This window comes from Amycolatopsis sp. GM8, from assembly GCF_021653975.1.
Classification (GTDB): Bacteria; Actinomycetota; Actinomycetes; order Mycobacteriales; family Pseudonocardiaceae; genus Amycolatopsis_E.
This window is the reverse complement of record NZ_JAJKFK010000001.1, coordinates 411,138-437,572: the sequence shown is the minus strand read 5'-3', so window position 1 is coordinate 437,572 and position 26,435 is coordinate 411,138. Positions and strand designations below refer to the sequence as shown.

29 protein-coding genes and 1 pseudogene are annotated in these 26,435 nt (G+C 70.8%); 9 read left to right on the top strand and 21 right to left on the bottom strand.

Features of this window, described 5'->3' with window-relative positions; translation table 11 throughout:
• Positions 1 to 21: 21 nt before the first annotated feature.
• Positions 22 to 1,929, top strand: a complete 1,908-nt coding sequence (locus LOZ83_RS02090) for a S9 family peptidase (RefSeq protein WP_236788224.1) — start codon at positions 22 to 24, stop codon at positions 1,927 to 1,929.
• Here LOZ83_RS02090 and LOZ83_RS02085 read toward each other — a convergent pair.
• From LOZ83_RS02085 to LOZ83_RS02075, 3 genes are read right to left on the bottom strand one after another with little or no spacing between them, the layout of a single operon-like run.
• Complete coding sequence (locus LOZ83_RS02085) at positions 1,926 to 3,098, bottom strand: acyl-CoA dehydrogenase (RefSeq protein WP_236788222.1); 1,173 nt, start codon at positions 3,096 to 3,098, stop codon at positions 1,926 to 1,928. The genes LOZ83_RS02090 and LOZ83_RS02085 overlap by 4 nt on opposite strands.
• Positions 3,095 to 4,030 (bottom strand): alpha/beta fold hydrolase, encoded by a 936-nt coding sequence (locus LOZ83_RS02080; RefSeq protein ID WP_236788220.1) that lies wholly within the window; start codon positions 4,028 to 4,030, stop codon positions 3,095 to 3,097. Before LOZ83_RS02080 ends, LOZ83_RS02085 begins: the two co-directional genes overlap by 4 nt.
• A 1-nt stretch (position 4,031) precedes the next feature.
• A complete protein-coding gene (locus tag LOZ83_RS02075) occupies positions 4,032 to 4,985 on the bottom strand; it encodes a VOC family protein (RefSeq protein ID WP_236788218.1) in 954 nt (317 codons plus the stop codon).
• A 148-nt stretch (positions 4,986 to 5,133) separates the two neighbouring features.
• Here LOZ83_RS02075 and LOZ83_RS02070 point away from each other — a divergent pair, with 148 nt between their 5' ends.
• A complete protein-coding gene (locus LOZ83_RS02070; protein WP_236788217.1) occupies positions 5,134 to 6,108 on the top strand; it encodes a helix-turn-helix domain-containing protein in 975 nt (324 codons plus the stop codon).
• Here LOZ83_RS02070 and LOZ83_RS02065 read toward each other — a convergent pair.
• Both LOZ83_RS02065 and LOZ83_RS02060 read right to left on the bottom strand, forming a co-directional pair.
• Positions 6,059 to 6,997, bottom strand: coding sequence for an LLM class flavin-dependent oxidoreductase (locus tag LOZ83_RS02065; protein ID WP_236788216.1), 939 nt, complete (start codon positions 6,995 to 6,997; stop codon positions 6,059 to 6,061). The genes LOZ83_RS02070 and LOZ83_RS02065 overlap by 50 nt on opposite strands.
• A 21-nt stretch (positions 6,998 to 7,018) precedes the next feature.
• The gene (locus LOZ83_RS02060; protein ID WP_308190181.1) at positions 7,019 to 8,098 is read right to left on the bottom strand and encodes a transcription termination factor Rho, short form; all 1,080 of its coding nucleotides are present in this window, start codon (positions 8,096 to 8,098) and stop codon (positions 7,019 to 7,021) included.
• Positions 8,099 to 8,337: 239 nt separating this feature from the next.
• Here LOZ83_RS02060 and LOZ83_RS02055 point away from each other — a divergent pair, with 239 nt between their 5' ends.
• Together LOZ83_RS02055 and LOZ83_RS02050 are read left to right on the top strand one after the other, a co-directional pair.
• Entirely contained in the window at positions 8,338 to 8,790 is a 453-nt protein-coding gene (locus LOZ83_RS02055) for a molybdopterin-binding protein (protein ID WP_236788215.1), read from the top strand.
• A gap of 79 nt (positions 8,791 to 8,869) precedes the next feature.
• On the top strand, positions 8,870 to 10,474 hold the full coding sequence (locus LOZ83_RS02050) for a bifunctional NAD(P)/FAD-dependent oxidoreductase/class I SAM-dependent methyltransferase (protein WP_236788214.1): 1,605 nt from the start codon (positions 8,870 to 8,872) through the stop codon (positions 10,472 to 10,474).
• Here LOZ83_RS02050 and LOZ83_RS02045 read toward each other — a convergent pair.
• Positions 10,454 to 11,464, bottom strand: a complete 1,011-nt coding sequence (locus tag LOZ83_RS02045; protein WP_236788213.1) for an esterase-like activity of phytase family protein — start codon at positions 11,462 to 11,464, stop codon at positions 10,454 to 10,456. The genes LOZ83_RS02050 and LOZ83_RS02045 overlap by 21 nt on opposite strands.
• 31 nt (positions 11,465 to 11,495) lie before the next feature.
• Between LOZ83_RS02045 and LOZ83_RS02040 the strand changes: the two genes are divergently transcribed.
• Entirely contained in the window at positions 11,496 to 11,948 is a 453-nt protein-coding gene (locus LOZ83_RS02040; protein ID WP_236788212.1) for a DUF1992 domain-containing protein, read from the top strand.
• Here the strand turns inward: LOZ83_RS02040 and LOZ83_RS02035 are convergent.
• From LOZ83_RS02035 to LOZ83_RS02015, 5 genes are read right to left on the bottom strand one after another with little or no spacing between them, the layout of a single operon-like run.
• Positions 11,945 to 12,820, bottom strand: coding sequence for a MarR family winged helix-turn-helix transcriptional regulator (locus LOZ83_RS02035; RefSeq protein WP_236788210.1), 876 nt, complete (start codon positions 12,818 to 12,820; stop codon positions 11,945 to 11,947). The two genes, LOZ83_RS02040 and LOZ83_RS02035, sit on opposite strands and share 4 nt — an antisense overlap.
• Before the next feature lie 32 nt (positions 12,821 to 12,852).
• Positions 12,853 to 13,467, bottom strand: coding sequence for a hypothetical protein (locus tag LOZ83_RS02030; protein ID WP_236788208.1), 615 nt, complete (start codon positions 13,465 to 13,467; stop codon positions 12,853 to 12,855).
• A gap of 46 nt (positions 13,468 to 13,513) precedes the next feature.
• A complete protein-coding gene (locus tag LOZ83_RS02025; protein WP_236788206.1) occupies positions 13,514 to 13,903 on the bottom strand; it encodes a PPOX class F420-dependent oxidoreductase in 390 nt (129 codons plus the stop codon).
• Between the two features lie 22 nt (positions 13,904 to 13,925).
• A complete protein-coding gene (locus LOZ83_RS02020) occupies positions 13,926 to 14,333 on the bottom strand; it encodes a RidA family protein (protein ID WP_236788205.1) in 408 nt (135 codons plus the stop codon).
• A gap of 2 nt (positions 14,334 to 14,335) precedes the next feature.
• Positions 14,336 to 14,707: a YchJ family protein gene (locus tag LOZ83_RS02015; protein WP_236789406.1), complete on the bottom strand. Its 372-nt coding sequence runs from the start codon at positions 14,705 to 14,707 to the stop codon at positions 14,336 to 14,338.
• 212 nt (positions 14,708 to 14,919) lie between these two features.
• Between LOZ83_RS02015 and LOZ83_RS02010 the strand changes: the two genes are divergently transcribed.
• Positions 14,920 to 15,645: an alpha/beta hydrolase gene (locus tag LOZ83_RS02010; protein WP_236788203.1), complete on the top strand. Its 726-nt coding sequence runs from the start codon at positions 14,920 to 14,922 to the stop codon at positions 15,643 to 15,645.
• 199 nt (positions 15,646 to 15,844) lie between these two features.
• On the opposite strand, the gene LOZ83_RS02005 is transcribed toward LOZ83_RS02010, so the two are convergent.
• Genes LOZ83_RS02005 through LOZ83_RS01995 form a run of 3 tightly spaced genes read right to left on the bottom strand, consistent with a single transcriptional unit; the run spans position 15,845 to position 17,629 of the window.
• A complete protein-coding gene (locus LOZ83_RS02005) occupies positions 15,845 to 16,237 on the bottom strand; it encodes a TIGR03618 family F420-dependent PPOX class oxidoreductase (RefSeq protein WP_236788201.1) in 393 nt (130 codons plus the stop codon).
• A gap of 40 nt (positions 16,238 to 16,277) precedes the next feature.
• Positions 16,278 to 16,913 carry a CoA transferase subunit B gene (locus LOZ83_RS02000; RefSeq protein WP_236788200.1) on the bottom strand — a complete coding sequence of 212 codons (636 nt, stop codon included), beginning with the start codon at positions 16,911 to 16,913 and terminating at the stop codon, positions 16,278 to 16,280.
• Positions 16,910 to 17,629, bottom strand: a complete 720-nt coding sequence (locus LOZ83_RS01995) for a CoA transferase subunit A (protein WP_236788199.1) — start codon at positions 17,627 to 17,629, stop codon at positions 16,910 to 16,912. The genes LOZ83_RS02000 and LOZ83_RS01995 overlap by 4 nt, the downstream gene beginning before the upstream one ends.
• A 99-nt stretch (positions 17,630 to 17,728) precedes the next feature.
• Here LOZ83_RS01995 and LOZ83_RS01990 point away from each other — a divergent pair, with 99 nt between their 5' ends.
• On the top strand, positions 17,729 to 18,472 hold the full coding sequence (locus LOZ83_RS01990; RefSeq protein WP_236788198.1) for an IclR family transcriptional regulator: 744 nt from the start codon (positions 17,729 to 17,731) through the stop codon (positions 18,470 to 18,472).
• 57 nt (positions 18,473 to 18,529) lie between these two features.
• Positions 18,530 to 19,552 (top strand): NADPH:quinone reductase, encoded by a 1,023-nt coding sequence (locus tag LOZ83_RS01985; protein ID WP_236788197.1) that lies wholly within the window; start codon positions 18,530 to 18,532, stop codon positions 19,550 to 19,552.
• Here the strand turns inward: LOZ83_RS01985 and LOZ83_RS01980 are convergent.
• Positions 19,536 to 20,330 (bottom strand): class I SAM-dependent methyltransferase, encoded by a 795-nt coding sequence (locus LOZ83_RS01980; RefSeq protein WP_236788196.1) that lies wholly within the window; start codon positions 20,328 to 20,330, stop codon positions 19,536 to 19,538. The two genes, LOZ83_RS01985 and LOZ83_RS01980, sit on opposite strands and share 17 nt — an antisense overlap.
• Positions 20,331 to 20,456: 126 nt before the next feature.
• Here LOZ83_RS01980 and LOZ83_RS01975 point away from each other — a divergent pair, with 126 nt between their 5' ends.
• Positions 20,457 to 20,906: a group II truncated hemoglobin gene (locus LOZ83_RS01975; RefSeq protein WP_236788195.1), complete on the top strand. Its 450-nt coding sequence runs from the start codon at positions 20,457 to 20,459 to the stop codon at positions 20,904 to 20,906.
• Between the two features lie 169 nt (positions 20,907 to 21,075).
• Here LOZ83_RS01975 and LOZ83_RS01970 read toward each other — a convergent pair whose 3' ends face one another.
• The 6 genes and pseudogenes from LOZ83_RS01970 to LOZ83_RS01945 form a co-directional block, all read right to left on the bottom strand.
• Complete coding sequence (locus tag LOZ83_RS01970) at positions 21,076 to 21,918, bottom strand: hypothetical protein (protein ID WP_236788193.1); 843 nt, start codon at positions 21,916 to 21,918, stop codon at positions 21,076 to 21,078.
• Positions 21,919 to 22,015: 97 nt separating this feature from the next.
• Positions 22,016 to 23,260 (bottom strand): threonine ammonia-lyase IlvA, encoded by a 1,245-nt coding sequence (ilvA, locus tag LOZ83_RS01965; protein WP_236788191.1) that lies wholly within the window; start codon positions 23,258 to 23,260, stop codon positions 22,016 to 22,018.
• A gap of 81 nt (positions 23,261 to 23,341) precedes the next feature.
• Positions 23,342 to 24,163: a DNA polymerase III subunit beta gene (locus tag LOZ83_RS01960; protein WP_236788189.1), complete on the bottom strand. Its 822-nt coding sequence runs from the start codon at positions 24,161 to 24,163 to the stop codon at positions 23,342 to 23,344.
• Between the two features lie 82 nt (positions 24,164 to 24,245).
• Positions 24,246 to 24,425: pseudogene (locus tag LOZ83_RS01955) on the bottom strand (DNA polymerase III subunit beta); the annotation flags it as partial.
• Between the two features lie 70 nt (positions 24,426 to 24,495).
• On the bottom strand, positions 24,496 to 25,518 hold the full coding sequence (locus tag LOZ83_RS01950) for a 3-isopropylmalate dehydrogenase (protein ID WP_236788187.1): 1,023 nt from the start codon (positions 25,516 to 25,518) through the stop codon (positions 24,496 to 24,498).
• A gap of 36 nt (positions 25,519 to 25,554) precedes the next feature.
• Entirely contained in the window at positions 25,555 to 26,415 is an 861-nt protein-coding gene (locus LOZ83_RS01945; protein ID WP_236788186.1) for a TIGR03564 family F420-dependent LLM class oxidoreductase, read from the bottom strand.
• Positions 26,416 to 26,435 lie beyond the last annotated feature (20 nt).

Genomic DNA, 26,435 nt, shown 5'->3' with positions numbered 1-26,435 from the left:
CAAGCCGTTAGCGTGGGCCTCGTGCAGATCTCCGCGTTCGGGTCCTGGGCCACGCCGGTCACCGCCGGGCTGGTGACCGGGGCCGCCGTGCAACTGTCCGATGTCCAGGTCGACGGCGACGCCGTCGTGTGGTCCGAGCGGCGGCCCGCGGAAGGTGGCCGCAACCAGATCATCCGCCGCGACGCCGACGGCACAACGACCGAGTTGCTGCCCGACGGCTTCGACGCGCGCACGTCGGTGCACGAGTACGGCGGCGGCGACTGGTGGGTCCGCGACGGCGTCGTGTGGTTCGCGAACTGGAGTGATCAGCGGCTGTACCGGCTCGGCGGCGAGCTCGAGCCGCTCACGCCGGAACCCGGGACGCCGCGCGGTGACCGGTTCGCCGACGGTGACCTCAGCCCGGACGGCGCGTTCCTCGTCGCGGTGCGGGAACGCCATGGCGACGGCGTCCGCAACGAGATCGTGCGCCTGCCCGCGCACCGGCCCGGCGAGCCCGAGGTGCTCGTCAGCGGACCCGATTTCGTTGCCAGCCCGAGGTTTTCTCCCGACGGGCAGGCGCTCGCGTGGATTTCCTGGGACCACCCGTCGATGCCGTGGGACGACACGGTGCTGACCGTGCGGAACCTCGGCACCGGCGAGGAAACGGTCGTCGCCGGCGGGCCGGGGGAGTCGGTGTCCGAACCGCGCTGGCAGGCGGACGGCAGCCTCCTCTTCCTGTCCGACCGCACCGGCTGGTGGAACCTGTACCGCTGGTCGCCGGCCGGGGTCGAACCGGTGATCGTGCTGGACGCGGAGATCGGCGTGCCCGGCTGGCGGCTGGGCACCCGGCGTTACGTGCCGCTGCCGGACGGGCGGATCGTGTTCGCGCGCTGGTCGGGCGGGTACGACGGGCTCGCGCTCGCCGAACACGGTGAGGTGACCGACCTCGACGTGCCGTTCTCCGCGATTTCCGCGATCCGCGCGGCGGGTCCGGACGAGGTCGTGGTGCTCGCGGGCTCGCCCACCGCGGAACCGGGCGCGTTCCTGGTGTCCGCCAAGGGATCCGTGCGGACCCTGCGCGCGCCGCGCGAGCTGGGCGTCGATCCGGCGTACGTCTCGGTGCCGGAGGCGATCTCGTTCCCCTCGGGCGAGCGGACGGCGCACGGCCTGTTCTACCCGCCCGCGAACCCGGAGTTCGACGGCCCGGAGGGCGCTCGCCCGCCGCTGATCGTGATGATCCACGGCGGTCCCACGGCGAGCGCGGTGCCCGTGCTGTCGCCGGCCGTGCAGTTCTGGACGAGCCGCGGGTTCGGTGTCGTCGCGGTGAACCACGGTGGTTCCACGGGATTCGGCCGCGCGTTCCGCGAGCAGTTGCTCGGCGAGTGGGGTGTGGTCGACGTTGACGACTGCCTCGCCGCCGCGCGGTGGCTCGCCGCGCAGGGCCGGGTGGACGGCGAGAAGTTGCTGATCCGCGGCGGTTCTGCGGGTGGCTACACGACGTTGGCCGCGCTCGCGCGGGAGGACACGCCGTTCGCCGGTGGTACAGACCTCTATGGGATCGCCGACCTGGCGGTGCTGGCGGCGGACACGCACAAGTTCGAAAGCCGCTACCTGGACCGGCTTGTCGGCCCGTACCCGCAGGCGAGCGACGTGTACGCCGAGCGGTCGCCGATCCACCACATCGACCGGTTTTCCCGGCCACTGCTGGTTTTGCAGGGCGCGGACGACCCGGTGGTGCCGCCCAACCAGTCCGAGCTGATCGTGAACGCGTTGCGGGAGCGGGAACTTCCCGTCGCGTACGTGCTCTTTCCCGGCGAGCAGCACGGTTTCCGGCGCGCGGAGAACATGCACCGCGCGCTGGAGGCGGAGTTGAGTTTCTACAGTCAGATCCTCGGTTTCCCGTTGCCGCCGGGCGAGGGCATCGAACCTGTCGTGGTGGAGAACCTTTAGCCCTGTAGTTCGAGGAAGACCCAGTGTGCGTCGGGCGCGAGGTCGGCGAGCCATTTGCCGCAGCCTTGTAGCACCACCGGGCCGGAGGTCACGTGCTGCGTCCCGGCGTTGAGGTCGCGGAAGTAGCGTTGGAGGTCGCCCCGGCGTAAAGCCGTTGTGCCGCCCCATTTGTAGGCCGCCGCGCCGACGGCCTGCACCGCCCACGTGGTGTGGTTGAGCGCCAGCCGGGTCAGCGTCTCCTGCTCCGTCGACAGCAGCTCGCCGCGGTCGAGAGTTTCCTCGTTGTCCGCCCAGACTTCCCTCGTCCACGCGGCCGCCGCGCGCAGTTTCGCCTCGGCCTGCGCGTACTCGGCGTGGAACTGACCGGTGTCCACAGTGGATCCGGGTGTGCCGGTCTTCTTCGCCGCCAGGATCTTCAGCTCGTCGAGCATCCGGCGGCCGACACCGATCGCCCAGCCGTTGTGGCAGATCCCGGCGAGGTTCGCGATGCCGAGCCGGTAGATCGCCCCGCCCTGTCGCGGGTCCATTGTGGATATCTCGAACACGTGTGACGACGGCACGAACAGGTCGTCGAGCACGTAGTCGATGCTGTAGGTCGCGCGCAGGCCCATTACGTCCCAGTTGTCGACGAGCGTCGCCTGCTCCTTGGGGAACGTGAAAACCAGCGGCTGCCCCGTTTCCTCGCAGAACGCGGCGGTGTGGATGTGGCTCGCCATCGACACGCCGGACGCGAACCCCCACTGCCCGCTGACCCGGTAGCCACCGTCGGCGCGGACCGCCTTGCCCAGACGTGTGCCCTGCCCGGCGATCAGCGCGTACCGGTCGCCCTCGACATCGGGAAACAGCTCCGCCGCCGCTTCCGGTCCGATGTAGGCGGCGGTGGTCCCGGTGATCATCTGCACCGCCATCAGCGCCCAGCCCGCGGACGCGTCCGCGTAGCTGAGCTTGGTGATCGTGTCGATGACCTGGCGCGGCGAGAACTCGTACCCGCCCAGCTCACGCGGGATGCCGATCTTGAACGCGCCGCTGTCGCGCAGGGCGTCGGCGACCGGGTCGGTGAGCCGCCCCAGCTCCTCGCTCTTTTCCGCCTCGTCCCGCAGCACCGGGGCGATTTCGTCGATCCGCGCGTTGAGGGCGTCGAATTCGTCGCTGACATGCAGGCCGTTCACGACGTCTCCTTCACGATCCAGTCGATGACGGGTGTCACGGTCTCGTCGGAATTGCGCTCGAAGATCAGTCCGTGGCCGTTGCCCTCGACGCCGTGATCGGGCAGGTGCAGCTGCCCGGCCCGCGCGCCGGCCGCGGTGAGGAACTCGACGACCTGCGGCGCGAACCCGGCGAACGCGGACGCGCCACCCGTCACCACCGCGACGGGTTTGCCCGCCAGCCCGGGGATCCGCCGGCCGGGCACGTCTTCCGGCGTCTCGGCGGGCGGGTCGGTCCGGATCTGCGCGCTGGTGAGTCCCCAGGTCAGCGTGCCCAGCCCGGGGAACTCCGCGAACGGGGGACCGATCGGCTCGACCGCCGCGATCGCGGCGACCAGCTCCGGCCGCGCGTTGGCCGTGAGCCAGCCGACCGGGCCGCCCGCGGAGTGGGTGACCAGCACCGCACTGCCGAGCACGTCCAGCAGGCGGCCCAGCCGGTCGGCGTCCATCCGCTGCGACTCGGCGAGGTCGGCCGGCAGCGGTCCCATCGGCGCGACCAGCTGGTCGATCGCCCAATCGGTGTTGCCGGCGAACAGCGCTTCCGCTGTCTCGTAAGGGAATTGCGCACCCATCGGGCCGACGACGTCCGGGTGGTACGGCGAGCGGCCGTGCCCACACCGGTCGACGACGTACACCGCGAACCCTGCCTCGACGAACCGGCTCGCCCAGCCGGGCCTGCCGTCCGGCGTGCCGGTCCAGTCGGTGCCCTGCCCGCCACCGCCGTGCACGAGCACCAGCGGGATCGGGCGGGTGTTCTCGACCGGTGCCTCCCACTGCACGAACATCGGCGCGCGCTGCACCGTGCCGCCCTCGGTCGCGACGCGTTCGCCGGGAATCCAGAACTGACCGCGCCTGACGGTGATCTGCTGACCGCCAGTCAGATGAGTAACTAACATATTAGATGCTGATCGGCTCAAGACGGGCGAAGATCTCCTCGCGCCGGTCCTCGAACTGCTCGGGCAGCTGGAACCGGGTGCCCAGCTCCTGCGGCGACTCGTCGCAGGTCCAGCCGCCTTCGGAGTGTGTCACGGCCAGTTCGAACAGGGCGCCGCCGGGCGTGCGGACGTAGACGCTCTTGAAGTACTTGCGGTCCTTCAGTTCGGAGATGTCGGTGTAGCCGCGGCCCTCGATCTGGAACTTGACGTCGTCCTGGTTCTCCAGCGTCGACGCGTTCCACGCGAAATGGTGGTAGGTGCCCGCGCCGTAGCCCCAGGTGCCCTGGTCGTCGGTGCGGTTGACGGTCAGCTCGAGGTAGTTGCCGTGCTTCTGGTTGCCGATCTGCAGCGCCGCGACGTCGCCTTCCTCGGCGAGGCGGTCCTTCGCGAAGAACGACTCGTTCGCGAACTCGACCATTCGATCGGGTGTCGCGACATGGATGCCGATGCCGTGGATGCCGTGGATCGCGTGCTCCTGCGGGACGCCGTACCCCGTGTGCCCGACGCGCTCGTCGCCGGTGTTGCCGACGAAGACGTACTCGATGCCCGACGGGTGCCGGAACGCCAGCCGCCGCTGCCCGAACCGCTCGATGTTCGTCACCTCGACGTCGTGCTCGGTGAGCCGCTGGTGCCAGTAGTTCATCGAGTCGTGCGGGATCGACAGCAGCACCTCGCGCGCCTGGTTGGTGCCGCGCTTGCCGAAGAACCCGGCCTGCGCCCACGGGAACGTCGTCACGACGCTCGACGGGTCGCCGTTCGCGTTCGAGTAGTACAGGTGGTAGATCGGCAGCGTGCCGTCGAACAGCACGGTGCGCTTGATGAAGCGCAGGCCGAGGATCTTGACGTGGAAGTCGACGTCCTCCTGCGCCCGGCCGACCGACAGCGTCACGTGATGTGAACCTTCGACGTACGACATTGTGCGCCTCCACAGTGAGGGGTTGATTCGCACGCTAAGCGGGATACGCGGCCGGGGCATGTCACGACAGCGCACGAAATTGTCGGATCCGCGCAGGAACGGGTAGCGTTGGCTGTCGCAGAGCCGCGCACGGTGGAGATGACCCGCCATGACACTGACGTCGCTGACCGAGCAGTTCGCCGCCGCCGACCTGGCCGTGGGCGGCGACGAGGTGACGTTCGGCTCGTGGACCGACGCCGTCCGCCGCAGTGTGCTCAGCTTCCAGTTCGACTGCGAGCAGCCGCGCGCGTTCGCCGGCACGATCAGCAACCGCACCCTCGGCGGGGTCAACTTCGTCAACATGGCCTGCGCGCGGCACGCCGCGTACCGCGACCGCGCGCTGATCTCCCCGCCCGCCGGCGGGTTCTACGTGATGACCCTGCAGCTGGCCGGCGAGCTGCGGCTGGCGCAGGGCGACCGGGTCGCGGTGGTCAAGCCGGGCCAGTTCGCGATCTACGACTCGTCCGAGCCCGCGGCGATCACGGCCAGCGACGGCTACCGCTCGACGTGCGTCCGGTTCCCCAAGGCGTGGCTGGGCGAGCGGCCGCCGGACGGGCTGATGGCGCGGGCCTTCGAATGCGAGCCCGGCCTGCCCGCCGCGGTGTGGGGAATGCTGATCAGCCTGAACCGGAACCTGGAGTCACTCGGCGGGCACGGGCGTGTCGCGGTGCGCAACGTGATGGACCTGGTGGTGACCATGCTGCGCGCCGAGCTGGGCGGGCCGGAGCGGCCCGGGCACCGCGAGGCGCAGCTGCGGGAGATCCAGGCGTACATCGAGGAGAACCTGGACGACCCGCGGCTGGACCCGGCCCGGATCGCGGCCGCGCACTACATCTCGCCGCGGCAGTTGCATGTGCTGTTCGAACGCGCCGACTCCACGGTGTCGGCGTGGATCCGGGAACGGCGGCTGGAACACTGCCGGCTGGACCTGGCCGACCCGCGTCAGCTGGACGTGCCGGTCGCGGCGATCGCGCGCCGGTGGGGGTTCCACGGCGTTTCGCATTTCGGCCAGGTGTTCAAGAAGGGGACGGGTATCACGCCGGCGGCGTACCGGCAGCGCGCGCGAGTTCACCTGCCGCGCTGATCGCGTCCTCTTCGGGTTCACCCAGGAGCGGCAACAGGATCACCGACCCGGCGCTCGCTTCGTCCAGCGCGGCGAGCTGGGCCGCGCATTCGGCGAGGGTGCCGGAGACACTCAGCCGCTGGATCCACTCGGCCGGGATCGGGTCCCGGCCGCCGTTGAGCAGTTCCTCCCCGAACGGTAGCGGGCGCAGGTGTGGTTCGGTGCTGGGTTTGATGGTGTTCTCGACGTCCTTGCGCGCGCGCTCGACGGCGTGCTCGGAGTCGTCGTCGAGGGCGAACCAGTTGTAGGCGGCGATCGTGTGCCGCGGCCCGACGATTTCCCTGGTGGCGCGGACGTATTCGGGCGCCGCGGGCTCCGCGAGCAGCGTGCCGTCGGCGTGTTTTCCGCCCACCGCAAGGGATCTGGGCCCGCGCACCCCGGCGTACAGCGGCGGCACGACGGACGGCGGGAACTCGAACTCGACCTCGTCGAGTCGAACCTGCTTGCCGGACAACGAAACCCGCTCACCTCGCAGCAGGCGGCGGACCGCGGTGAGGGTCTCTTCGAGCGCCGCGAGCGGAGACGGGGGATAGGCGCCGATCTGCTTCATCCACTTCGGCACGCCGTGCCCGAACCCCGCGATCAGGCGGCCGGGGTGCAACTCGGCGAGCGCGGCCAGCTCCATCGCGGCGATCGCCGGATTCCGGGCCACCGTGGGAAGTACGCCGATGCCGAGCGTGATCGACTCGGTCGCGGCGAGTACCGTCGCGGCCGTCGCGATCCCGCCCGCGTAGAAGCAGTCCTCGACCACCCACACCTCGTCCAGCCCGGCCTGTTCCGCCCGCCGGGCGAGATCGACGAGCCGGGCGGCGGACAGTTCACGCGGAATGCGGATACCGAGTCGGGGCATGGAATCACCCTGGCACAGGGATTATCTGGTCGCTACTTGTTTCAGAAGATCCCTGTTGGTCTGGGCCCGGCGGAGGCCGTCGAGCAGCATCTCGATCGCTCGCACGCTGTCGCGGCCGTCGAAAGCGCGTCGCAGGCTGCGCGTCGCCGCGAGCTCGCCGGGGCTCAGCAGTAATTCCTCCTTGCGGGTGCCGGACTGGCGGATGTCCACCGCCGGGAAGGTGCGCTTGGCCGCGATCGTGCGGTCGAGGCGCAGCTCGGCGTTGCTGGTTCCCTTGTATTCCTCGAAAATCAGGGTGTCGCCGAGCGAGCCGGTCTCGACCAGTGCGGTCGCGAAGATGGTGAGCGAGCCGCCGTTCTCGATGTTGCGGGCGGCGCCGAGGAACCGCTTCGGCGGGGTGAGCGCGGTGGAGTCGACGCCACCGGAGAGGATCCGCCCGGTCGCCGGTGCGGCCAGGTTGTACGCGCGGCCCAGCCGGGTCAGGGAATCCAGCAGTACCACCACGTCGCGGCCCATCTCGACGAGCCGTTTGGCGCGCTCGATGGCCAGCTCGGCCAGCGCGATGTGCTCGCGCGGCGGTTGGTCGAAGGTCGCGGCGATGACTTCGCCGGGCACGGCGCGGGCGAGGTCGGTGACCTCCTCGGGGCGTTCGCCGACGAGCACGAGCATCAGGTGGCATTCGGGGTGGTTCTTGCTGATCCCGTGCGCGATCGCTTGCAGGACCGAGGTTTTCCCCGCCTTGGGCGGTGCGGCGATGAGCGCGCGCTGGCCCTTGCCGACCGGCATCACGAGATCGGCCACCCGCGTGGTCAGCTCGTGCTGCTCGGTCTCCAGGCGCAGTCTTTCGTTGGGATACAAGGGAACGAGATCGTCGAACGCCGGCCGCGGGTAGCGGGGGTGTTGCCCGTTGACGGTGGCGACCTCGCCGCCGCGCAGGGTGACCGTGTCACCGCGGCGCAGGTCGAATTGGCGCAGGAGTTTGGCGGGGACCGGCGCGTCGTCCGGTCCCGGCAGGTAACCCTCGGCGCGGATGAAGGCGCGATTGCCTGTCACGTCGAGGATTCCGGTCATGTCCACAATGGACTTGTCGGAGGTGTTCATGGGCATACGTCTTTCTGGGATGAAGGAAGCCGCGAACGGCAAAGGGGAAGTCCGGAAGGATTCCGTGAGAACTCTCGTGGGGGAAAATCCCGCAGCCACGAGATGTAGACGCCGTCCACCTTACCTTGATCCGATCCAGCTGTGCAACGGGCATGATCCTGCGCTCCGCGGATGCGGGGAAAAGATCCGCTCGATTGGCGTATTTGCGGAGGCAGGAGGCCCGTTCTAGGGTCGATTGCGTGGTGCCGTTGCTGGGGCGCGGGCAGGTGCTCGTCACCGGGGACGTCGTCGGCGAGCGCGTGCTCGACACGGCGGCCCTCGACGCGCGCGCCTGCGCCGTGCGGGAAGTCCAGTACGTGACGCGCAAACGCCGCGAGGTGCATCGCGTCCAGGGTGTGCTGCTGTACGAGGTGCTCGCCGAGATTCCGCCGCGGCTCGACCAGCGGCACAAGATGGGTCAGCTCAACGTCGTCGTGCTCGCCCTGTCCGAGGACGGTTTCCAGGTCGTGCTGTCACTCGCCGAGATCGATCCCGAGTTCGGCGGCTGCCCGGCGCTGCTGGCCACCCGGTACAACGGCGAGGTGCTGGAACGCCCGACGCTGGTCGTGCCGTCCGACGGCCGCGCCTCCCGGTACGTGCGCGGCCTGTGCCGGCTCGCCGTCGTCACCATCCCGCCACCACGCGACGAGTGATTTGCCGGATCGGCAACATTCTTTGTCAAGTTCGCGGCCTGTGCGGATAGTCGGACACCACAGGCGAAGGGCGGACGACATGAACGAGAAATACGACGTGGTGATCGTCGGCGGCGGGGCCGCCGGACTCGCGGGCGCGACGGCACTGGCGCGGGCACGCCGGTCCGTACTCGTGATCGACGCGGGCGAGCCGCGTAACGCGCCGGCCGGGCACGTGCACAACTACCTCGGCCGCGAGGGCACGCCGCCGCGCGAGCTGGTCGCGATCGGCCGGGCGGAGGTCGCCGGTTACGGCGGCGAGTTCGCGGACGGCACTGTCTCTGCGGCGAAACCCCTTGACGGGCAAGGGTTCCAGGTCACTCTCACGGACGGGCGGGAGATCCGGGCGCGCCGGTTGCTGGTCACCACGGGACTCACCGACGAGCTGCCCGAACTCCCCGGCGTCGCAGAGCTGTGGGGCAGCGACGTGCTGCACTGCCCGTACTGCCACGGCTGGGAGGTGCGCGACCAGCCCGTCGGCATCATCGGTGCGGGCCCGATGTCGGTGCACCAGGCACTGTTGTGGCGGCAGTGGACGGGCGACGTGGTGCTGTTCCGGCACACCGGACCGGTGCCGTCGGCGCAGGAGCGGGCACAGCTGGCGGCGCGCGACATCCGGTTCGTCGACGATGAGGTCGCCGCGCTCGAAATCAGCGACGGGCACCTGACCGGCGTGCGGATGCGTTCCGGTCAGGTGGTGCCGCGCGCGGCCGTCGTCGTGACGCCGAAGTTCACCGCGCGCGCGGATGTCCTGGTGTCGCTGGGATTGGAGACCACCGAGCTGGAGGTGGGTGGCCAGGTCGTGGGCAGTTACGTGCCGGCCGATCCGACCGGTGCGACGTCGTTGCCGGGCGTCTGGGTGGCGGGCAACGTCGCGAACGCCATGGCGCAGGTCATCTCGTCCGCAGCCGGCGGGCTCACCGCCGGCGCGGCGATCAACGGTGATCTCATGCAGGAGGACGTCCGCGACGCGATGTCCGCGGAGTTCACCGCGGCCCAGGAACGTGAAGTGGCCGAACGGGTTCTCGGTCACCGCGGGCACGGAATGCCGGTGGTCGACCGGGAATGGTGGGAGGAGCTGTACCGCACGGACACCAAGTTCTGGAGTGGCCAGCCGAACGCGCAGCTCGTCGCGGAGGTGTCGGACCTGCCACCGGGCACCGCCCTGGACGCGGGGTGCGGCGAAGGCGGGGACGCGGTGTGGCTCGCCGAGCGCGGCTGGCGGGTCACCGGCGCGGACTTCGTGGGGACGGCGCTGGAACGCGCGGCGGGGCACGCGAAGGAGGCCGGTGTCGAGGTCGACTGGGTGCGGGCGGATGTCACGTCGTGGACCCCGCCCGCGCGGTTCGACCTGGTCACCTCACATTTCCTGCAGGTGCTGCCGGACGAACGGGCCGCGGCGTTCGCCCGGCTCGCGGACGCGGTCGCGCCGGGCGGGACGCTGCTGATCGTCGGCCACGCCCTGTCGATGGCGCACCACGGTGATCATCCGCCGGAGAAGTTCTTCACCGCCGACGAGGTCGCGGCCTCCCTCGGCGACGGCTGGCGGATCCAGGTCGCCGAGGAACGGCCGCGCGTCGTGCACGGCATCCCGAGTGCGGACGTCGTGCTGCGGGCCCGCCGGTCAGAGGCGGACGGTCAGTGAGTACAGCCGGGTGGTCTGGACCGCGTTCTGGTTGTCGTCGCTGACCAGCAGCACCCGCAGCCGCCCGCCGGGGGCGCGGCCGAGCACCGTCATGCCTTCGATGTTGTCCAGCAACGGGTTCGGCTGTGGCTGCTTGGCGGTGGCGCCGAGCGACGGGCAGTTCACCAGGTCGGCCAGCGGTGTCTTGCGGACGAGCCGCAGGTGCTGGCCGGACAGCGTGTCGACGTGGCTGACGTCGGACGCGCCGCGCGGGTCGGCGAGGTAGAGGCGGATCGTGTTGCCGACCCCCGCGGTGAACCCGCGTTCGAGCACGAGCAGCCGCCCGTCGCCGGTCGCGGTGGTCTCGGCGACGCCCAGGCCCGGGTCGATCCGGTAGGCGTACTGCTCGGCGAGTTCGAACTCGCCGCGGCCGCGCTGCCAGGTCTGGAACCGGACGAGGTCGGCCTGGTCGCCGGCGAGCGGCTGCTCCATCGAGGCGATCAGCGTCTGCCCACCGAGCTGGAGGGTGAGGCCCTCGAAGGTGGCGTTCGACACGGCCCGCCCGGCGGGCGCGACGCGCAGCGAGTCCGGCACCGGGAGCCGGCCGATCTCGGTGCCGCTCGCGGTGTAGCGGCGGATCGACGGCTCGATCTCGGAGGTGATCAGCCGGGTGCCGTCGCGGTCGATGACCAGGCCCTCGGAGTCGAGCTGCTGGCCGTTCTCGTCGGCCAGCGGCACCGCCCGCTTGGGCTGCTTCGTGCGGCCGTCGAGGGTGAACAGGACGGAACGGTCGGACAGCGCGTCGATGTCGCCGTCCCGGCCGACCGCGAGCGCGGACAGGTTGCCGACGAACGTGCCGTCGAAGGTGGTCTTGTCGAGCGAGTCGGAGAACGAGTCGATGCTCACCTGGCGGGAGCACGCGTGCGAGGTCGTGGCGCCGGCCTGCGGGGCGGTCAGCACGCCGAGGGCCAGTACACCAGCGGCGAGCGCCACGGGAATTCGAGGGTTCATGGGGCCGCAATGTAGCGGGCACAATTGAACAATGACGGAACGGAAACCACCGGGCGTCACCTTCGAGACGTGGGTCGACAAGCAGATCCGCGAAGCGCAGGAGCGCGGCGAGTTCGACAATCTGCCCGGGCGGGGAAAACCGCTGCCTGGCCTGGACAAGCCGCGCGACGAGCTGTGGTGGATCCGGCAGAAGCTGGATGACGAGGGTCTCTCGGCCGACGTGTTGCTGCCCGAGCCGATCCGGCTGCGCAAGGAGATCGGGCGGCTGCCGGAGACGGTTCGCCCGCTGCCGACGGAACGGCTGGTGCGGGACGCGGTCGCCGAGCTGAACCGCCGGATCGCCGAGTGGCTTCGGGCGCCGTCCGGGCCGCACATCCCGGTCGCGCCGGTCGACGCGGACGAGGTGGTGGCGGGGTGGCGCGAGTCCCGGCCCGCGCCGGGGGAGCCGCCTGCGGAGAAGCGTCGTCGCTGGTGGCGCCGTTAAAGCTGTTTCTCGAACCAGTGGTGGGCGTATGGCTCGGCATTGAACGGCTCGACCTCGCGGTAGCCCGCGGCGCGGTACAGACCCATCGCCTCGGTCAGCGTGCGGTTCGTCTCCAGCCGCACCGTCCGGGCGCCACTCGCGGCCGCGTGCCATTCCAGCTCGGCGAGCAGGCGCCGGCCGAGGCCGAGCCCGCGCACCGAAGAGGACACCCACATCCGTTTGAGATACGCGGAATCGTTGTCCTCGAACAACAATCCGCCGCAGCCGACCGCGTCGCCGTGCAGCGTGGCGACGAGGAACACGCCCGCCGGCGGGGTCATCGCCGCCTCGTCCGGCATCAGCGACCGATCGTGCTCGAACCCGTTCTCGAACCGCTCGCCGATCTCCGCGAAATACGCGCGCAGGCATTCCTCCGCCGCGGCGCCGCGCGGATCGGTCGCCGCGACATCGACCGTCGACGCCACGAGTAACCGCGAGACCTCCGCCATCGCCGCGACCAGCCGGGTGCGCTGCCGTTCGCTGAGCGGGGCGAGGATCGACGCGGCCAGCTCGTCGGACCGGCTGTCGAGCGTTTCCCGTTCCGCCAGGCCGGTTTTCGTGAGCCGCGCGGTACGGACCCGCCCGTCGCCGTCGCTGCGCTCGACCGCGACGAGCCCGTCGCCTTCCAGCGCCCGCAGAAGCCGGCTGAGGTAGCCCGAATCGACGTCCAGCCGGGCCCGCAGCGCTCGCACGTCGCACCCGTCCGGGCCGATCTCCCACAGCACGCGCGCCTGCCCGAGCGGGCGATCCCGTGACAGGTAGGCGTCGTTGAGCGCACCGACGCGCTGCGTGACGGTCCGGTTGAACCGCCGGATCTCCTCGACCATGTCCATTCTCTGACTTTAGTCAGAGAATCAAGGGCGGGCTAGAAGTGGATCTGGCCCAGCAGCGTCTGCGCGGCTTTGCTGAGGTCGTCGCCGCTGACCACGCCGTCCGGGTCCACGAGCAGGCTCGCGTCGCCGTCACCGTCGACGGGGACACGAGCCACCGCCACGTCGCCGCCGGTAGTGAGCTTGACCTCGCCCGCCGCCGGCTGGTGGTTCAGGAAATCCTGGATCTGCACGATGTCCAGGTGCGCGGCCTGGGTGATCCGGGGCGCCATGATCGCGACCGCCGCGTGCGCGGGCGTCACCACGAGCCACGTGTCGAGGGTGTGACCCGCGACCTGGTACTCGCAGTCGATCGCGACCCCGGCGGCGGCGTCCAGCGCGGACATGCCCTGATCCCGTTGCGCCACCAGGGGATCCGGGGCCGGCGTGGTGGTCTTCGAGACCTGGACCTGGACTTCGCCCGGCTGCACCGGCCGGCCGCTCAAGGCGGCGGAGACGTCGTACGGGACCGGGCAGCCGGTGGGCGTCGGCCCGGCGGCGGTGGCAGCCTTGCGCGCGGCGTCGACCGTGATGCCGCCTCCCGAGCACGCCGCCAGCGTCACGCAGCATGCGATGAGCAACCCCGCGACCGGCGCGCGCCTGACGATCATGTGCCGCACGCTATCCGGCCTGGTCAACGACCAGGTGAACAACCAGCTAGACGTTTCGGTTGTGGGGCACCAGTTCCAGTGGCGAATGGTCCGGGTCCTCGATGCCGAAGCTGATGATCCGCTCCGGGTGGATGCGGATCACGGCGTCGGGCCCATCGGTCAGCGCCTCCGCGTGACCGCGGATTTCGAGGCAGCGCACCCGCATCGGGTTGAGCGAAGGCCGGTCGTCGACGACGAAGGCGACCTTGCCGTTGTCCGCGATGTTGCGGAACTTGCGGCTGTGGGCCAGCCGGTGGCCGTGGACGTCGATGGCCTTTTCGTCCGTGTTGTAGGTGAACCCGACCGGGCTCACCTGGAGGGTGCCGTTCGGTTGCTGGGTGGCCAGGCGGCCGAGGCCCTGCGTGGTCAGGTAGTCGATCTCCGCATCGGTGAACATGCCTCCAGGATGGAACTTCCAGTTAACTGGAGGTCAACTCGGGCAGGCCCACGATCAGGTCGATCTCGATATCGGCGCCCACGGCGAGCGCGGTCGTGCCGACGCAGGTGCGGCTCGGCAGCGGGCCGGTGAACCAGGTCCGGTACTGCTCGTTGAAGGCCTCGAACCCGGTGAAATCCGTCAGGTAGACGCGCACCATCAGCGCGTTGTCGAGGTCGGCGCCGAACGGGCGCAGGCAGGCCAGCAGGTTCTGCCGCACCTGCTCGGCCTGCGCGGCCGGGCCGCCCGGCACCAGTTCGCCGGTCGCCGGGTCGGTCGGCATCTGGCCGGTCACGAACAACATCGAGCCCCAGCGCGTGACATGCGAGAACGGCGCGACCGCCGGTGGCACGCCCTGCTCGGGGGTGAAGCTGAACGACTCGCGAATCATGGTCACTCCTGTCCTCGGACGTATAGCCAGCGGCCGCCCTCGCGGGTGAACGCGCTGTTCTCGTGCATCGACCCCGGTTTGCCGTCCTGGCGGTAATGGGCCCGGAACTCGACGGTGCCGGTTTCGTGGAACGGGCTGCCGCCGGTGGTCGCGAGCACGTCCAGCCGGGTCCAGCGCTGCGCCGGGTCGAGGTCGACGCCGGCCGGCCGGGTGCTGCGATGCCACGTCGCGAGCAGGTACTCGGTGTCGCCGACCGCGAACGCGCTGAACCGGGACCGCATCAGCTGCTCCGCCGTGGCCGCCGCCCGCTCGCCGCGGTGCAGCGGACCGCAGCAATCCCCGTACGTCTCGCCCGTGCCGCACGGGCATCGCATGTCCTCGGCCACGGCGCGGATTCTACGGAGCCGTGTTTGCCCGCTGCGTCACCGTGTTTGCTCCGCGCGTCGGTGAGTTTGCCCGCTGCGCGGCGCGACGGTCGGCACACCCGCGCAGGGAGCCAACTCACCGACGTGGCGGGCCAACACGCCCGCGCGGGGGGCAAACACGGCGACGTGGCGGGCCGGCACGGCGTCGTAGGATCGGCGCGATGGATCGGTCGATATTGAGCCGTCCGGGGCCGGAGCCGGACCGGGAGATGCGGTACGGGCCATTGGCCGAGCACGTCGCCGACGTGTGGCTGCCCGCGGAAACCGGGCGGCCGCGGGTGGTCCTGATCCACGGCGGGTTCTGGCGGCCCCGGTACGACCGCACGCACACCCGCAACCTGGCCGCCGCCCTGCGCGACGCCGGCTGGCCCGTCACGTCCATCGAGTACCGCCGCGAGCCGGGCAACCCGGACGCGTACACCGACGACATCCGGCTTGCCCTGCAAGCCGTCGATGCCGAAGACGTCGTCCTCGCCGGCCATTCGGCGGGCGGACAGCTCGCCTTGTGGGCCGCGGTGACCTGCCCGCCGCCCGGGCTGCTCGGCACGGTCGCGCTCGCGCCGGTCGCGGATCTCGTGCGGGCGCACGACGAGCGTCTCGGTGACGGCGCGGTCGCGGAGTTCCTCGGCGGCCCGCCCGCGAACCGGCCCGACCTGGACCCGGTCCGGCTACCGGCACCGGCGGGTCCGGTGATCCTCGTGCACGGCGCCGACGACACCGGCGTCCCGCCGAGCCAAAGTCAGTCCTATGTGGACGCTCATGCCACCGCGGAGCTCGTCCTGCTGCCGGGAATGGCGCATTTCGAACTCGTCGATCCCCACAGCGGAGCCTGGCCGGACGTGCGTGACGCGATCAGCCGCGCCGGAACCCCAGCGTCGACGAAATGAGACCGGGCCCCGACGGCAGGGGAGACGGCGGGGCCCGGGCCCGGGCAGGAAGATTGGAAGGTCACCCGTCCCGGGCAGCGACGACACTACTAGTAGACACTTTCGTTGCTACATACACCTTCGGGTGGTGCAGCTCGGGATAACATCACCCAGTCTCACTTTGCGTGACGGAACGTGACGTTTGTGCAGGTGAGGCCGGTTATCCCATTGACGAGATCGTGTCCGGTTCGATCGTGACGAGCAGCCGGATCTGGCCGGCGCCGCCGTACCACTGATACGGGCGGCCCGTGTACCGCTGAGCCAGCTCGTCGATGTGCTCGGCCGCGCCGGTCTCGGTGATGTCCAGGACGCGGCCCCGGATGCGGAAGTAGTGGGACGGGTTGTCCCGGTCAACGACGTTGAGCGCGACGCGCGGGTCGCGGGCGATGTTCTTGACCTTGCGGAAGCCCTGCACGGTGTTCACCAGCACGTGCTTGCCGTCGGTGTCGACCCAGGTCTGGGTCAGCTGCGGCGAGCCGTCCGGCATCGTGGTCGCGATGAAGCAGAGGCTGGGCGCGCGCAGCAGCGCGAGCAGGTCGTCGGGAAGCTCCACGGGAAGCTGCCTCCTTTGTCGTACCGAGGGGATGCTCGCCTCATCCTCCCGCGATCTTCGCCCCCGTCTTCTCCTGGACCTCCGCCGCCGACACGCCCGGCGCGGTCTCGATCAGCTCCAGCCCGGCCGGGGTCACGTCGATGACCGCGAGATCGGTGATGATCCGGTCGACGACGCCCGCGCCGGTGAGCGGCAGCGTGCACTGCTCGACGATCTTCGGCTGCCCGTCCTTCGCCACGTGATCGGTGAGCACCACGATCCGCTTCGTGCCGGCCACCAGGTCCATGGCCCCGCCCATGCCCTTGACGAGGGCGCCGGGCACGGTCCAGTTCGCGAGATCGCCGTTGGCCGCGACCTGCAGCGCGCCGAGGATGGCGAGATCGACGTGACCGCCGCGGATCATCGCGAACGACGTGGCCGAGTCGAAGAAGCTCGCGCCCGGCACGACGGTGACCGTCTGCTTGCCGGCGTTGATCAGATCGGCGTCCTCTTCACCCGCCAGCGGGAACGGGCCCATGCCGAGGATGCCGTTCTCGCTCTGCAGCGTCACTTCGACGCCCTCGGGGATGTGGTTGGCGACCAGCGTCGGGATGCCGATGCCGAGGTTCACGTAGTCCCCGTCGGACAGTTCCCGGGCGGCCAGCGCCGCCATCTCGTCCCTCGTCCAGCCCGTCATGCCGCACGCACCGTGAGCTTCTCGATGTCCTTGACCCGCTCGGCGGCCACCACGAGCCGGTTGACGAACACACCGGGGGTGATCACGAGATCGGGATCGATGTAGTCGTCGAGGAGGACCTCGGTCTCGGCCACGCTCACCCGCCCGCAGGTCGCGACGAGCGGGTTGAAGTTGCGCGAAGTCCGGCGGTAGACGAGGTTCCCGGCGCGGTCCGCGAGATGCGCGTGTACCAGCGCGACGTCGGCGACGATCCCGCGCTCCTGGACGTAGGTCCGGCCGTCGAACTCGGCGTGCGGCTTGCCCTCCGCGACGGGCGTGCCGACGCCGGTCGCCGTGTAGAACGCCGGGATGCCCGCGCCGCCTGCGCGCATCCGCTCCGCGAGCGTGCCCTGCGGCGCGAACTCGACGTCCAGCTCGCCGTCGAGGTACTGCTGCGCGAACAGCTTGTTCTCGCCCACGTACGACGCGATCACCTTGCGCACCTGGCGGTTCTCCAGCAGCAGCCCGAGCCCCTTGCCGTCGACCCCCATGTTGTTCGACACGATGGTCAGCTCGCGGACGCCCGAGTCGCGGACGACTTCGATCAGGTCGTTCGGGTTACCGCTCAGCCCGAAGCCCCCGACGGCGATCGTGATCCCGTCGGCGAGTACGTCGGAGAGCGCTTCGGCGGTGTTGGCGTACAGCACGGAGCCTCCTTGTGTTCGGCCATTGAACATCGACGAGTCCAGCTCATCGGTTCGTCCGGAGTCAAAACATCTTTCGGCTGGTGAACGTTCGTGGGCGAGGCGTTCACTCAGTGAACGTACGATGAGTGCATGACTCTGATCGGCCGGGCCGGCGCGGTGCTGCGGGCGCTGTCCGCGGCCAACGACCAGGGCGCGTCGACCTCGGATCTCGCCCGCGCCACCGAGCTCGCGCGGCCGACCGTGCACCGGCTGCTGGTCGCGCTCGCCGAGGAGGGCTACGTGGACCGTGACCGGCGGACCGGCCGGTGGTTCCTCGGGCCGGAGCTGTACCTGCTGGGTGAGGTGGCGGCGCGTCGCTACGACGTCACGCAGCACGCGCGGGCGAGCGTGCACCGGCTCGCCGCGGCCACCGGTGAAAGCGCTTTCTTCTCCGCGCGCCGGGGCGAGGAGACCGTGTGCCTGCTGCGTGAGGACGGCGACTTCCCGATCCGTTCGTTCGTGCTGTACGAGGGCGCGCGGTTCCCGCTGGGCGTCGTCTCGGCCGGTCTCGTCGTGCTCGCGATGCTTTCCGACCGCGAGGTGGACGACTACCTCGGCCGCGCCGACCTCACCGCGCGCTGGGGGCCGTCGCATGCGCCCGGCGCCGTGCGCGAGCGGATCGCGCGGACTCGGGAGCTGGGCTACTCGGTCAATCCCGGGCTGGTCGTGGAAGGTAGCTGGGGCATGGCGGCCGCGGTCTTCGGCCGGTCCGGCGAGCCGGACTGGGCACTGACGCTCACCGGCGTCGAGTCCCGCTTCCGCGCCGAACGCCGGCCGGAGCTGGGCGCCCTGCTGCTGAAGGAAGCGCACGCGCTGACGAACCGGGTGAACTGACCGAGAGAACCCGGCACCGCGGGGAACAGATCCGGACGGCTGCGGTTGGCTATGGGTATGAAGGCGATCGCTTACTCACAGACCGGCGGGCCGGAAGTGCTGGGGCTCGTCGAGCGGCCGGTGCCGGAACCGGGGCCCGGCGAGGTGCGGGTGCGGGTGGAGGTGTCCGGTGTCAACCCGACCGACTGGAAGTCCCGGTCCGGCGCGACGACCGGCGGGCGGCTCCCGTTCCCGGAGGTCGTGCCCAACCAGGACGGCGCCGGGATCGTCGATGCCGTCGGGCCGGACGTCAGCGGGCTCGAGCCCGGGCGGCGCGTCTGGCTGTGGGAGTCGGCGTGGCAGCGCCCAACCGGCACCGCGCAGGAGTACACCGTGCTGCCCGTGCGCAACGTGGTTCCGTTGCCGGACAACGCTTCCTTCGACCTCGGTGCGGTGCTGGGCGTGCCGGGCATGACCGCGCACCGGGCGCTGACCGTCGCCGAGGGTGGGCCGTCGCGGCTCGCGCCGGGCGCGCTCGACGGCCGGGCCGTGCTGGTGGCCGGCGGTGCGGGCGCGGTGGGCCATGCCGCGATCGAGCTGGCGCGCTGGGCCGGCGCCGAGGTTGTCACCACCATAAGCAGCGACGAGAAGGCCGCGCTGGCGCGGGCGGCGGGCGCGCATCACGTGGTCAACTACCGCACGGAGAACGCCGCCGAGGCCATCCGCAAGATCTTCCCCGACGGGGTCGATGTCGTCGTCGAGGTCGCGCCCGCGATGAACGCCTCGTTGAACGAGGCGGTGCTCGCGCTGAGCGGCACCGTCGCGGTGTACGCGAACAACGGCGGCGAGGATTTCACGACGACCATCCGGCCACTGATGACCGCGAACGTCCGCTACCAGTTCATGTTGCTGTACACGATGCCCGCGGCCGCGAAGACGCAGGCCATCGAGGACATCAACGCCGCCGTCACGGCCGGGGCGCTCCGGGTCGGCGAGGCGGCGGGCCTGCCGCTGCACCGTTTCCCGCTGGAACGCACGGCCGACGCGCACGCGGCCGTCGAGGCGGGCGCGGTCGGCAAGGTGCTCATCGACGTCCGCTGACCGCCCACGCACGGGCGGTCAGCGGGATCGTCCCGGCGGGCAGCCGCGCCCGCAGCAGGTCGCGGAGTGCCTGCCGGGACTCGTCCGGCAGCGTGGCGACGTAGCCGGGTGCGGGACCCTGGCCGCCGAGGAACGGTTGCCAGTAGTCGTCGAAGTCGCGGAAGACCGTCGCGATCTCGATCGGCAGCACGGCGACGTCCGAGAGACCGGCGTCCGTCCACAAGCGACGGAGTGATTCCTTGTGGCACAAGGGAAACCGGCGTCCTTCGTCGAGTTCTGCGGCGGCGGGGTCGAGTTCGGCGGCCGCGTCCCAGAAATACCTGAGCATCTGCATGCCTTCGGCGTAGTCCCACACGTACGCGGCCAGCACCGCGTTCCGCCGGGCGACGCGCGTGAACTCGGCGAGCGCCCGCGCCGGGTCGGGTACGAAGTTGAGCGCCAGCCCGCTAACTACGGCGTCGCAGGACTCGTCCGCGATCGGCAGGGCCTGGGCATCCGCGGCGGCGAACGTCACCGGTCCGCCCGCGGTCGCGGCGGTCAGGAATCCTTCGGCGGGATCGACACCGATGACCTGGCGTGGATCCGCCGTCGCCGCGACGGCCGCGGTGAGCGCGCCGGTGCCACAACCGACGTCGAGCCACCGGCCGCCCGGCGCAACCCCCAGCCACCGCAGGAAAACCGGCGCCAAGCGGCGGCTCCACCGGCCGACGAAGCGCTCGTACGGATCACCCGCGAGCCACATCAGACCGGGGTGCCGATCGTCGCTGCCATTGATCACCGCCCATAAGGGGTATCGGGGAATACCCGGACAATAACACCGCTGCCGGTCCGGGCTGCGGGATGTCCACTGTGGACTCCGCCGCGCGGGCGTGACGGATGGGCCGAACGGGGCTAGATTGCCCCCATGCGTCCGTCGTTGTTCGAGTTCGCCGGGGGAGAGCCCGCGTTCCTCGCCCTGGCGCGGGCGCATCATGCGCGCTGCCTCGCCGATCCGGAGCTGAACCATCCGTTCTCGCATCCGGACCAGCACCCGCAGCACGTCGAACGGCTCGCCGCCTACTGGGCGGAGGTGATGGGCGGGCCGGCGCGTTACTCCGAGTCGTGCGGCGATCACAGCGGAGTGCTGGTGATGCACGCGGGCAACGGCGACATGAGCGACCTCGGCCGCCGGTTCGTCGACTGCTTCGTGCACGCGGCCGATGACGCGGACCTGCCCGGCGACCCGGAGTTCCGTGCCGCGCTGCGCGCGTACATGGAATGGGCCGTCGGGCAGGTCCTGTCATACCCGGTCACGGGGACGGTGCCCGGTGGGCTGCCGATGCCGCACTGGTCCTGGGACGGCCTGCGCCCCTGACCCCCCGCGCGCGCCCGCCCCGCGTGTCGGACTCGCCGTCCGGACTGTCGAACTCGCCGTCCCCAGTGTCGGACTCGCCGTCTGGAGTGTCGGACTCGCGTGGGCGTCGGCGAGTCCGACGCTCGGGAGCGCGAGTCGTACGTTCAGGACAGCGAGTTCGGCGTTCGCGTCAGTGCAGCGAACAGGTTGCCGCGCCGAGGATCAGCACCGCGTGCTGCTCGGCGGAGCGGGTGCCGGACGTGAGGATGTAGCTGTCCACATCGACGCGCCAGCCTGCGGCGGCACTGGCCCGCCCGGTGTGCCACTGGTCGGTCTGGACCAGGTCCGCCGGGCTGTCCACCCGCCGGATCGTGATGTCCGCGTACTGCGGCTGGGACTGCTGGTCGATGGTGTAGGCGGGCAGCCGCAGCGGCACCTGGTCCACCTCGTACGCCTGATCTCCTTGCGGCACCGGGACTTCCGTCAGCGTCCGGTCAGGCTGTCGCACCCACAGCCGGGCGGCGTCCGCCGTCGCGGTCTGCGAGCCGCGGGCGCAGTCCGCGGAACTGGTCGCGTCGTCCAGGTACAACCACGCGTGCTGCGGCGTCTGGTCGAAGATCGTGTTCTGTGATTCCAGCATGTAGTCCGAGCGCACGTTCGCACTCGTGGCGCCGCGCTCGCTCAGGTTCGCCGACGCGTCGAAGTTCGGGTCCAGCGTGGCGCCCGCGGGCGGGACCGCGTCGTCGAACGCGCCCACTTTGGCGTTCACGTGCAGGAACCACGACGTCCCGGTGGACAGCGGGCCCACGTACAGGGTGTCGTCCGGCTGCTGCACGCTCGTCGTGCCTGGCGTCGTGGGCGACGCGTACACCCGCGCCACCGTGTCGAAGTCCGTGCCTTCCAACGCCGGCGCGTTGTACGCGCCCGTCAACGCGAAAGCGGCCGGCGCCTTACCGGCGCCAGCCGCCACCCCCGGTGCCACAACGGTCAGCACTGCGGCCGCACAAACGGCCGCGATACGAACAGGTCTCACCCCAGGCTCCCCTCAGTATGTGAAGTACTGCGCCGGGGACACGCGATCACTTCCGAGCACGTTGTCTGGTATGGGTAGATCCACTCGTTCGGACGAATCAGACCAGGAAGCGGAAAACGGGGTCGTCCGGCGACAGTTTCTCGGCGTTCACCGGCGACGCGTCGAGGCGCGCGAGCAGCGGGGCCAGGTCGTCCGGGCTGCCGAGCTCCACGCCGACCAGCGCGGGACCGTATTCGCGGTTGGTGCGCTTGACGTATTCGAACAGCGTGATGTCGTCGTCGGGGCCGAGGATCTGGTCCAGGAAGCGCCGCAGCGCGCCCGGCTCCTGCGGGAACTCGACCAGGAAATAGTGCTTCACCCCGCGCGACACCAGGGCGCGCTCGATCACCTCGGCGTAGCGGCTCACGTCGTGGTTGCCGCCCGACACCACCGCGACCACCGTTTCCCCTTGCCGCACAACACCTTTCGCGCGCAACGCGGCCGCGGCGAGCGCGCCGGCCGGCTCGGCGATCACACCGTCCACATCGAACAGGGCGAGCATCTCCTCGCACAGCACACCCGAGTCGACCTGCCGCAGCTCGACCGGATGCTCCTCGAGCACGCCGTAGGTGTGCAGGCCGGCCTTGCGCACGGCGGCACCGTCGACGAACCCGTCCAGCTCCGCCAGCTCGACCGGCCCGCCGGCCGCCACGGCCGCGGCCATGCACGCCGCGCCGGCCGGTTCGACGCCGATGATCCGGGTGCCGGGATGGTGCTTCGCGAACCACGTCGTGATGCCCGCGATCAGCCCGCCACCGCCGACCGGCACGACCACCGCGTCGGGCGCGCGGCCGAGCTGCTCGACGATCTCGCGCGCGACCGTGCCCTGCCCGGCGATGACGTCCGGGTGGTCGAACGCGGGCACCATCACCGCACCGGACCGCGCGGCCTCCTCGCGGGCCGCGGCGGAGGCGGCGTCGTAGGTCTCGCCACCGATGATGACCTCCACCCGGTCGCCGCCGAGCAGCGCGATCCGGGCGCGCTTCTGGCGGGGCGTCGTGCGCGGGATGAAGATCTTGGCGCGCAGGTCCAGCGCCCGGCAGGCGAACGCGACGCCCTGGGCGTGGTTCCCGGCGCTCGCGCACACCACCGTGCGATCCCGTTGCTCCTGGTCGAGCTGGGCGAGCAGGTTGTACGCGCCGCGGAGCTTGTAGGAGCGCACGACCTGCAGGTCCTCGCGCTTGAGCCACACGTCGGCGCCGGTGCGGGTGGTGCTCCGCTGGTGCGGCTGCAGCGGCGTCCGCGCCACCACCCCGCTCAGCCGCTCGTACGCCGCGTCCACCGCGGCGGCCTCGACACCCATCCCCGCTCCTCACTCCGCGTTGTCCGGCCCAGCGTAATGACCCCGGGTTTCGCTGGTTCGAGGTGCGCCGGCCGCGCGCGGTCAGGTCCGCATCGGGACGACCAGATGAGTCAGCTCCACCTCCCCGATCTCGCCGGTGAAAACGGTGGGGCGCAAGCCTTCCTGCCGTTCGACGCGCACCGGGCGGCCCGCGAACGGGCGGAGCGCGTCGAGCAGGAAACGGGCCTGGTAGACGGCCGCGCCGTGGTGTCCGGAGACACTCGCCTTGACCGATTCCTCCGACTCGCCGTTGTGCGGGTCACTGCCCTGGACCCGCAGCTCGCCCTCCCAAGCGGTGATCGTCACCGTGCCGCGCGGGCCCGCATATGGCGTCGCCCGGCGGACCGCGGCGGCGAGCGCGTCCGCCTCCACCTCGGCGGCGCCGGTGGCGGTCGCGCGCAGCAGCAACTGGCGGGCGCGCTCGTCCGGGAACGACACCCCCAGCAACGCCGTGCTGAACGCGTCGTCACCCCAGCTCAGGCCGAGCCGGTCGGCATCCGCGTGCACGGCGACCGGACCGCTGAACTGCCGCGCCACCTCGGCGAGCACGGCGCCCGGCGCGAGCAGGTCCAGCTCGCCGCCGGACCAGGGCACGACGCAGCGCGCCATCCGGTAGCGGTCGGTGGTCAGCAGCGTCAGCCGGCCGCCGTCCGTCCACAGCCGAATCCCGGTGAAGATCGGCAGCGCGTCGTCCTTCGACGCGGCACTCGCCACCGCGACCAGTGCCGTCCGCAGGGCGTCGCCCGGCACCGTGCCCACCCGGGCGGGTGGCGCGGGCACCCCGGGATGGAGGTCGATGTCCAGCAACGGCAACGCGAACCGCGCACCCGGCGTGCGGATCGCGAGCCGGGCGCCCTCGGTCACCAGCCGCAGGTCCTCGGATTCCAGCGCGCACCGTCTCCGCCAGCGGCCGCGCGGCGACGAGCGCGGCGCCGTCCGAGTGCACCATCGCCGGGCGGGTCAGCCGGAGGCCCAGCTCACGGTTGCTCGCGGACAGGACGAGGCCGTGCTCGCCGGCGGTGAGCAGGACGCCGGCCAGCACCGGGTCGAGTGTGCGGCCGGGCAGCAGGCGGGTCAGCTCGGCCGTCGCGCTCGCCAGCGCGCTGGTACTCGCGGTGAGATCCATGCGCCGGACGCTAGCGAAGGGGTACGACAAAAACGGGGCGGCGCGGATCGAGCCGCGCCGCCCCGGGCCCTCACGCGGCCGCGGCAGTCGCGAGGCGTTCGCCGATTTCCCTTGTGCCGCCGGGCTTTTCGGGGTCGCGCTGGGCCAGGTCGGCCCGCACGACCGCCTCGACCTTCGCGGCCGCCTCGGTCTCGCCGAGGTGGTCCAGCATCAGCGCGACCGACAGCACCGCGGCCGTCGGGTCCGCTTTGTCCTGCCCGGCGATGTCCGGCGCGGAGCCGTGCACCGGCTCGAACATCGACGGCGCCAGGCGGTCCGGGTTGAGGTTCGCGCTCGCGGCCAGCCCGATCCCGCCGCAGATGGCCCCGGCGAGGTCGGTGACGATGTCGCCGAACAGGTTGTCCGTCACGATCACGTCGTAGCGTTCCGGATGTGTCACCAGGTGGATCATCACCGCGTCGACGTGGTTGTAGTCGACGGTGACGTCCGGGAACTCCGCGCTCACCGCGTCCACCGTGCGCTGCCACAGCGCGCCCGCGAACTTGAGCACGTTCGTCTTGTGCACCAAGGTGATCCGCTTCTTCGCCCGCGACTGCGCCTGCCGGAAAGCGGCCCGCACCACGCGCTCCACCCCGAAGGCGGTGTTGACGCTGACCTCCGTGGCGACTTCGTGCGGCGTCGCCCGGCGCAGCACTCCGCCATTGCCGGTGTACGGGCCCTCCGTGCCCTCGCGGTACACCACGAAGTCGATCTCCGGGTTGCCCTCCAGCGGGGTCGTCACGCCCGGATACAACTTCGCGGGCCGCAGGTTCACGTAGTGGTCGAGCTCGAACCGCAGGCGCAGCAGCAGGTCCCGCTCCAGCACGCCCGGCGGCACCGAAGGATCGCCGATGGCGCCCAGCAGGATCGCGTCGTGCCCGCGGACCTCGTGCAGGACCGAATCGGGCAGGATCTCGCCGGTGCGCAGATACCGCGCCGCGCCGAGGTCGTAGTCGACCTTCTCCACGCCGGGCACCACCGCGTCCAGCACGCGCAGTGCCTCCGCCGTCACGTCGATACCGATGCCGTCACCAGGAATCACACCGAGTTTCATGAGGTCAGGGTAGAGTTCGCTTCCCAGGATTCGAAATCAGGGTTCCAGCATGCGGGCGCCCGCGGTGACGACGTCGACCATCCGCCGCAGGTCCCCGTACGGAGCCACCAGCAGGTCGGTCGTCCCGGCGTCGGCGAACCGCCGGATCTCCCGGTGCACTACCTCCTCCGGACCGGCGACGAGCGTGTCCGCGGGACCGGAGCTGCCGTCGCGCTCGAGCACCGCCCGGTATGCCGGAAAGGAGTTGACGAATTCGAATTGGCGCGCGAACTGTTCCCGCGCCCCGTCGGGGTCGTTCGTGACCGCGACCATCACGCCCGCGGCCACCCGGGCGCCGTCGCCCAGGCGCGGCACGAGGTAGTCCGAAACCGTGTCCGGTCGGATCCACGTCGCGATCGTGCCGTCGGCCAGATCGCGGGCGACCTCCAGCATCCGCGGGCCCAGCGCGGCGATCAGCACCGGCGGCGGGTCGGCGGGAATCGTCAGTGCGGTGTCGACGGTGAAGAACTCGCCCGCGTGCTTGACGTGTTCGCCGCGCAGCAACGGGCGCAGCACCTCCAGATATTCGCGGGTGTGCCGGGCCGGTGCGGTGTAAGGGATCCCGTACTGGCCGGTCATCAACGACTCGTGGCTGGGGCCGATACCGAGGGTGAAACGGCCACCGGTGAGCGCCTGCAAGGTCAGTGCCTCACCCGCCAGGACGGCCGGATGCCGCGGGTAGGTCGGGACGACCGCGGTGCCCAGTTCCTGCGTGCCGCCCAGCGTGGTCAGTGCGAGCAGCGCGTCCCAGCCGCCGGTGGCTTGATAGGTCCACAAACTGTCCACATCCTTGGCGATAGCCGCGTCCGCCCGGAACTGTTCGGGCGTCGAGAAGGACAGGTCGATTCCGATTCGCATGAGACCGAGTCTCGGCCCGG

What these genes read in the sequence shown, in the direction of transcription:
- LOZ83_RS02080 (WP_236788220.1), bottom strand. Translation starts at nt 4,030, where the DNA reads ATGTTAGTTACTCATCTGACTGGCGGTCAGCAGATCACCGTCAGGCGC.
- LOZ83_RS02075 (WP_236788218.1), bottom strand. Translation starts at nt 4,985, where the DNA reads ATGTCGTACGTCGAAGGTTCACATCACGTGACGCTGTCGGTCGGCCGG.
- LOZ83_RS02070 (WP_236788217.1), top strand. Translation starts at nt 5,134, where the DNA reads ATGACACTGACGTCGCTGACCGAGCAGTTCGCCGCCGCCGACCTGGCC.
- LOZ83_RS02065 (WP_236788216.1), bottom strand. Translation starts at nt 6,997, where the DNA reads ATGCCCCGACTCGGTATCCGCATTCCGCGTGAACTGTCCGCCGCCCGG.
- LOZ83_RS02060 (WP_308190181.1), bottom strand. Translation starts at nt 8,098, where the DNA reads ATGAACACCTCCGACAAGTCCATTGTGGACATGACCGGAATCCTCGAC.
- LOZ83_RS02050 (WP_236788214.1), top strand. Translation starts at nt 8,870, where the DNA reads ATGAACGAGAAATACGACGTGGTGATCGTCGGCGGCGGGGCCGCCGGA.
- LOZ83_RS02045 (WP_236788213.1), bottom strand. Translation starts at nt 11,464, where the DNA reads ATGAACCCTCGAATTCCCGTGGCGCTCGCCGCTGGTGTACTGGCCCTC.
- LOZ83_RS02040 (WP_236788212.1), top strand. Translation starts at nt 11,496, where the DNA reads ATGACGGAACGGAAACCACCGGGCGTCACCTTCGAGACGTGGGTCGAC.
- LOZ83_RS02035 (WP_236788210.1), bottom strand. Translation starts at nt 12,820, where the DNA reads ATGGACATGGTCGAGGAGATCCGGCGGTTCAACCGGACCGTCACGCAG.
- LOZ83_RS02030 (WP_236788208.1), bottom strand. Translation starts at nt 13,467, where the DNA reads ATGATCGTCAGGCGCGCGCCGGTCGCGGGGTTGCTCATCGCATGCTGC.
- LOZ83_RS02025 (WP_236788206.1), bottom strand. Translation starts at nt 13,903, where the DNA reads ATGTTCACCGATGCGGAGATCGACTACCTGACCACGCAGGGCCTCGGC.
- LOZ83_RS02020 (WP_236788205.1), bottom strand. Translation starts at nt 14,333, where the DNA reads ATGATTCGCGAGTCGTTCAGCTTCACCCCCGAGCAGGGCGTGCCACCG.
- LOZ83_RS02015 (WP_236789406.1), bottom strand. Translation starts at nt 14,707, where the DNA reads ATGCGATGCCCGTGCGGCACGGGCGAGACGTACGGGGATTGCTGCGGT.
- LOZ83_RS02010 (WP_236788203.1), top strand. Translation starts at nt 14,920, where the DNA reads ATGGATCGGTCGATATTGAGCCGTCCGGGGCCGGAGCCGGACCGGGAG.
- LOZ83_RS02000 (WP_236788200.1), bottom strand. Translation starts at nt 16,913, where the DNA reads ATGACGGGCTGGACGAGGGACGAGATGGCGGCGCTGGCCGCCCGGGAA.
- LOZ83_RS01995 (WP_236788199.1), bottom strand. Translation starts at nt 17,629, where the DNA reads ATGTTCAATGGCCGAACACAAGGAGGCTCCGTGCTGTACGCCAACACC.
- LOZ83_RS01990 (WP_236788198.1), top strand. Translation starts at nt 17,729, where the DNA reads ATGACTCTGATCGGCCGGGCCGGCGCGGTGCTGCGGGCGCTGTCCGCG.
- LOZ83_RS01985 (WP_236788197.1), top strand. Translation starts at nt 18,530, where the DNA reads ATGAAGGCGATCGCTTACTCACAGACCGGCGGGCCGGAAGTGCTGGGG.
- LOZ83_RS01975 (WP_236788195.1), top strand. Translation starts at nt 20,457, where the DNA reads ATGCGTCCGTCGTTGTTCGAGTTCGCCGGGGGAGAGCCCGCGTTCCTC.
- ilvA (WP_236788191.1), bottom strand. Translation starts at nt 23,260, where the DNA reads ATGGGTGTCGAGGCCGCCGCGGTGGACGCGGCGTACGAGCGGCTGAGC.
- LOZ83_RS01950 (WP_236788187.1), bottom strand. Translation starts at nt 25,518, where the DNA reads ATGAAACTCGGTGTGATTCCTGGTGACGGCATCGGTATCGACGTGACG.
- LOZ83_RS01945 (WP_236788186.1), bottom strand. Translation starts at nt 26,415, where the DNA reads ATGCGAATCGGAATCGACCTGTCCTTCTCGACGCCCGAACAGTTCCGG.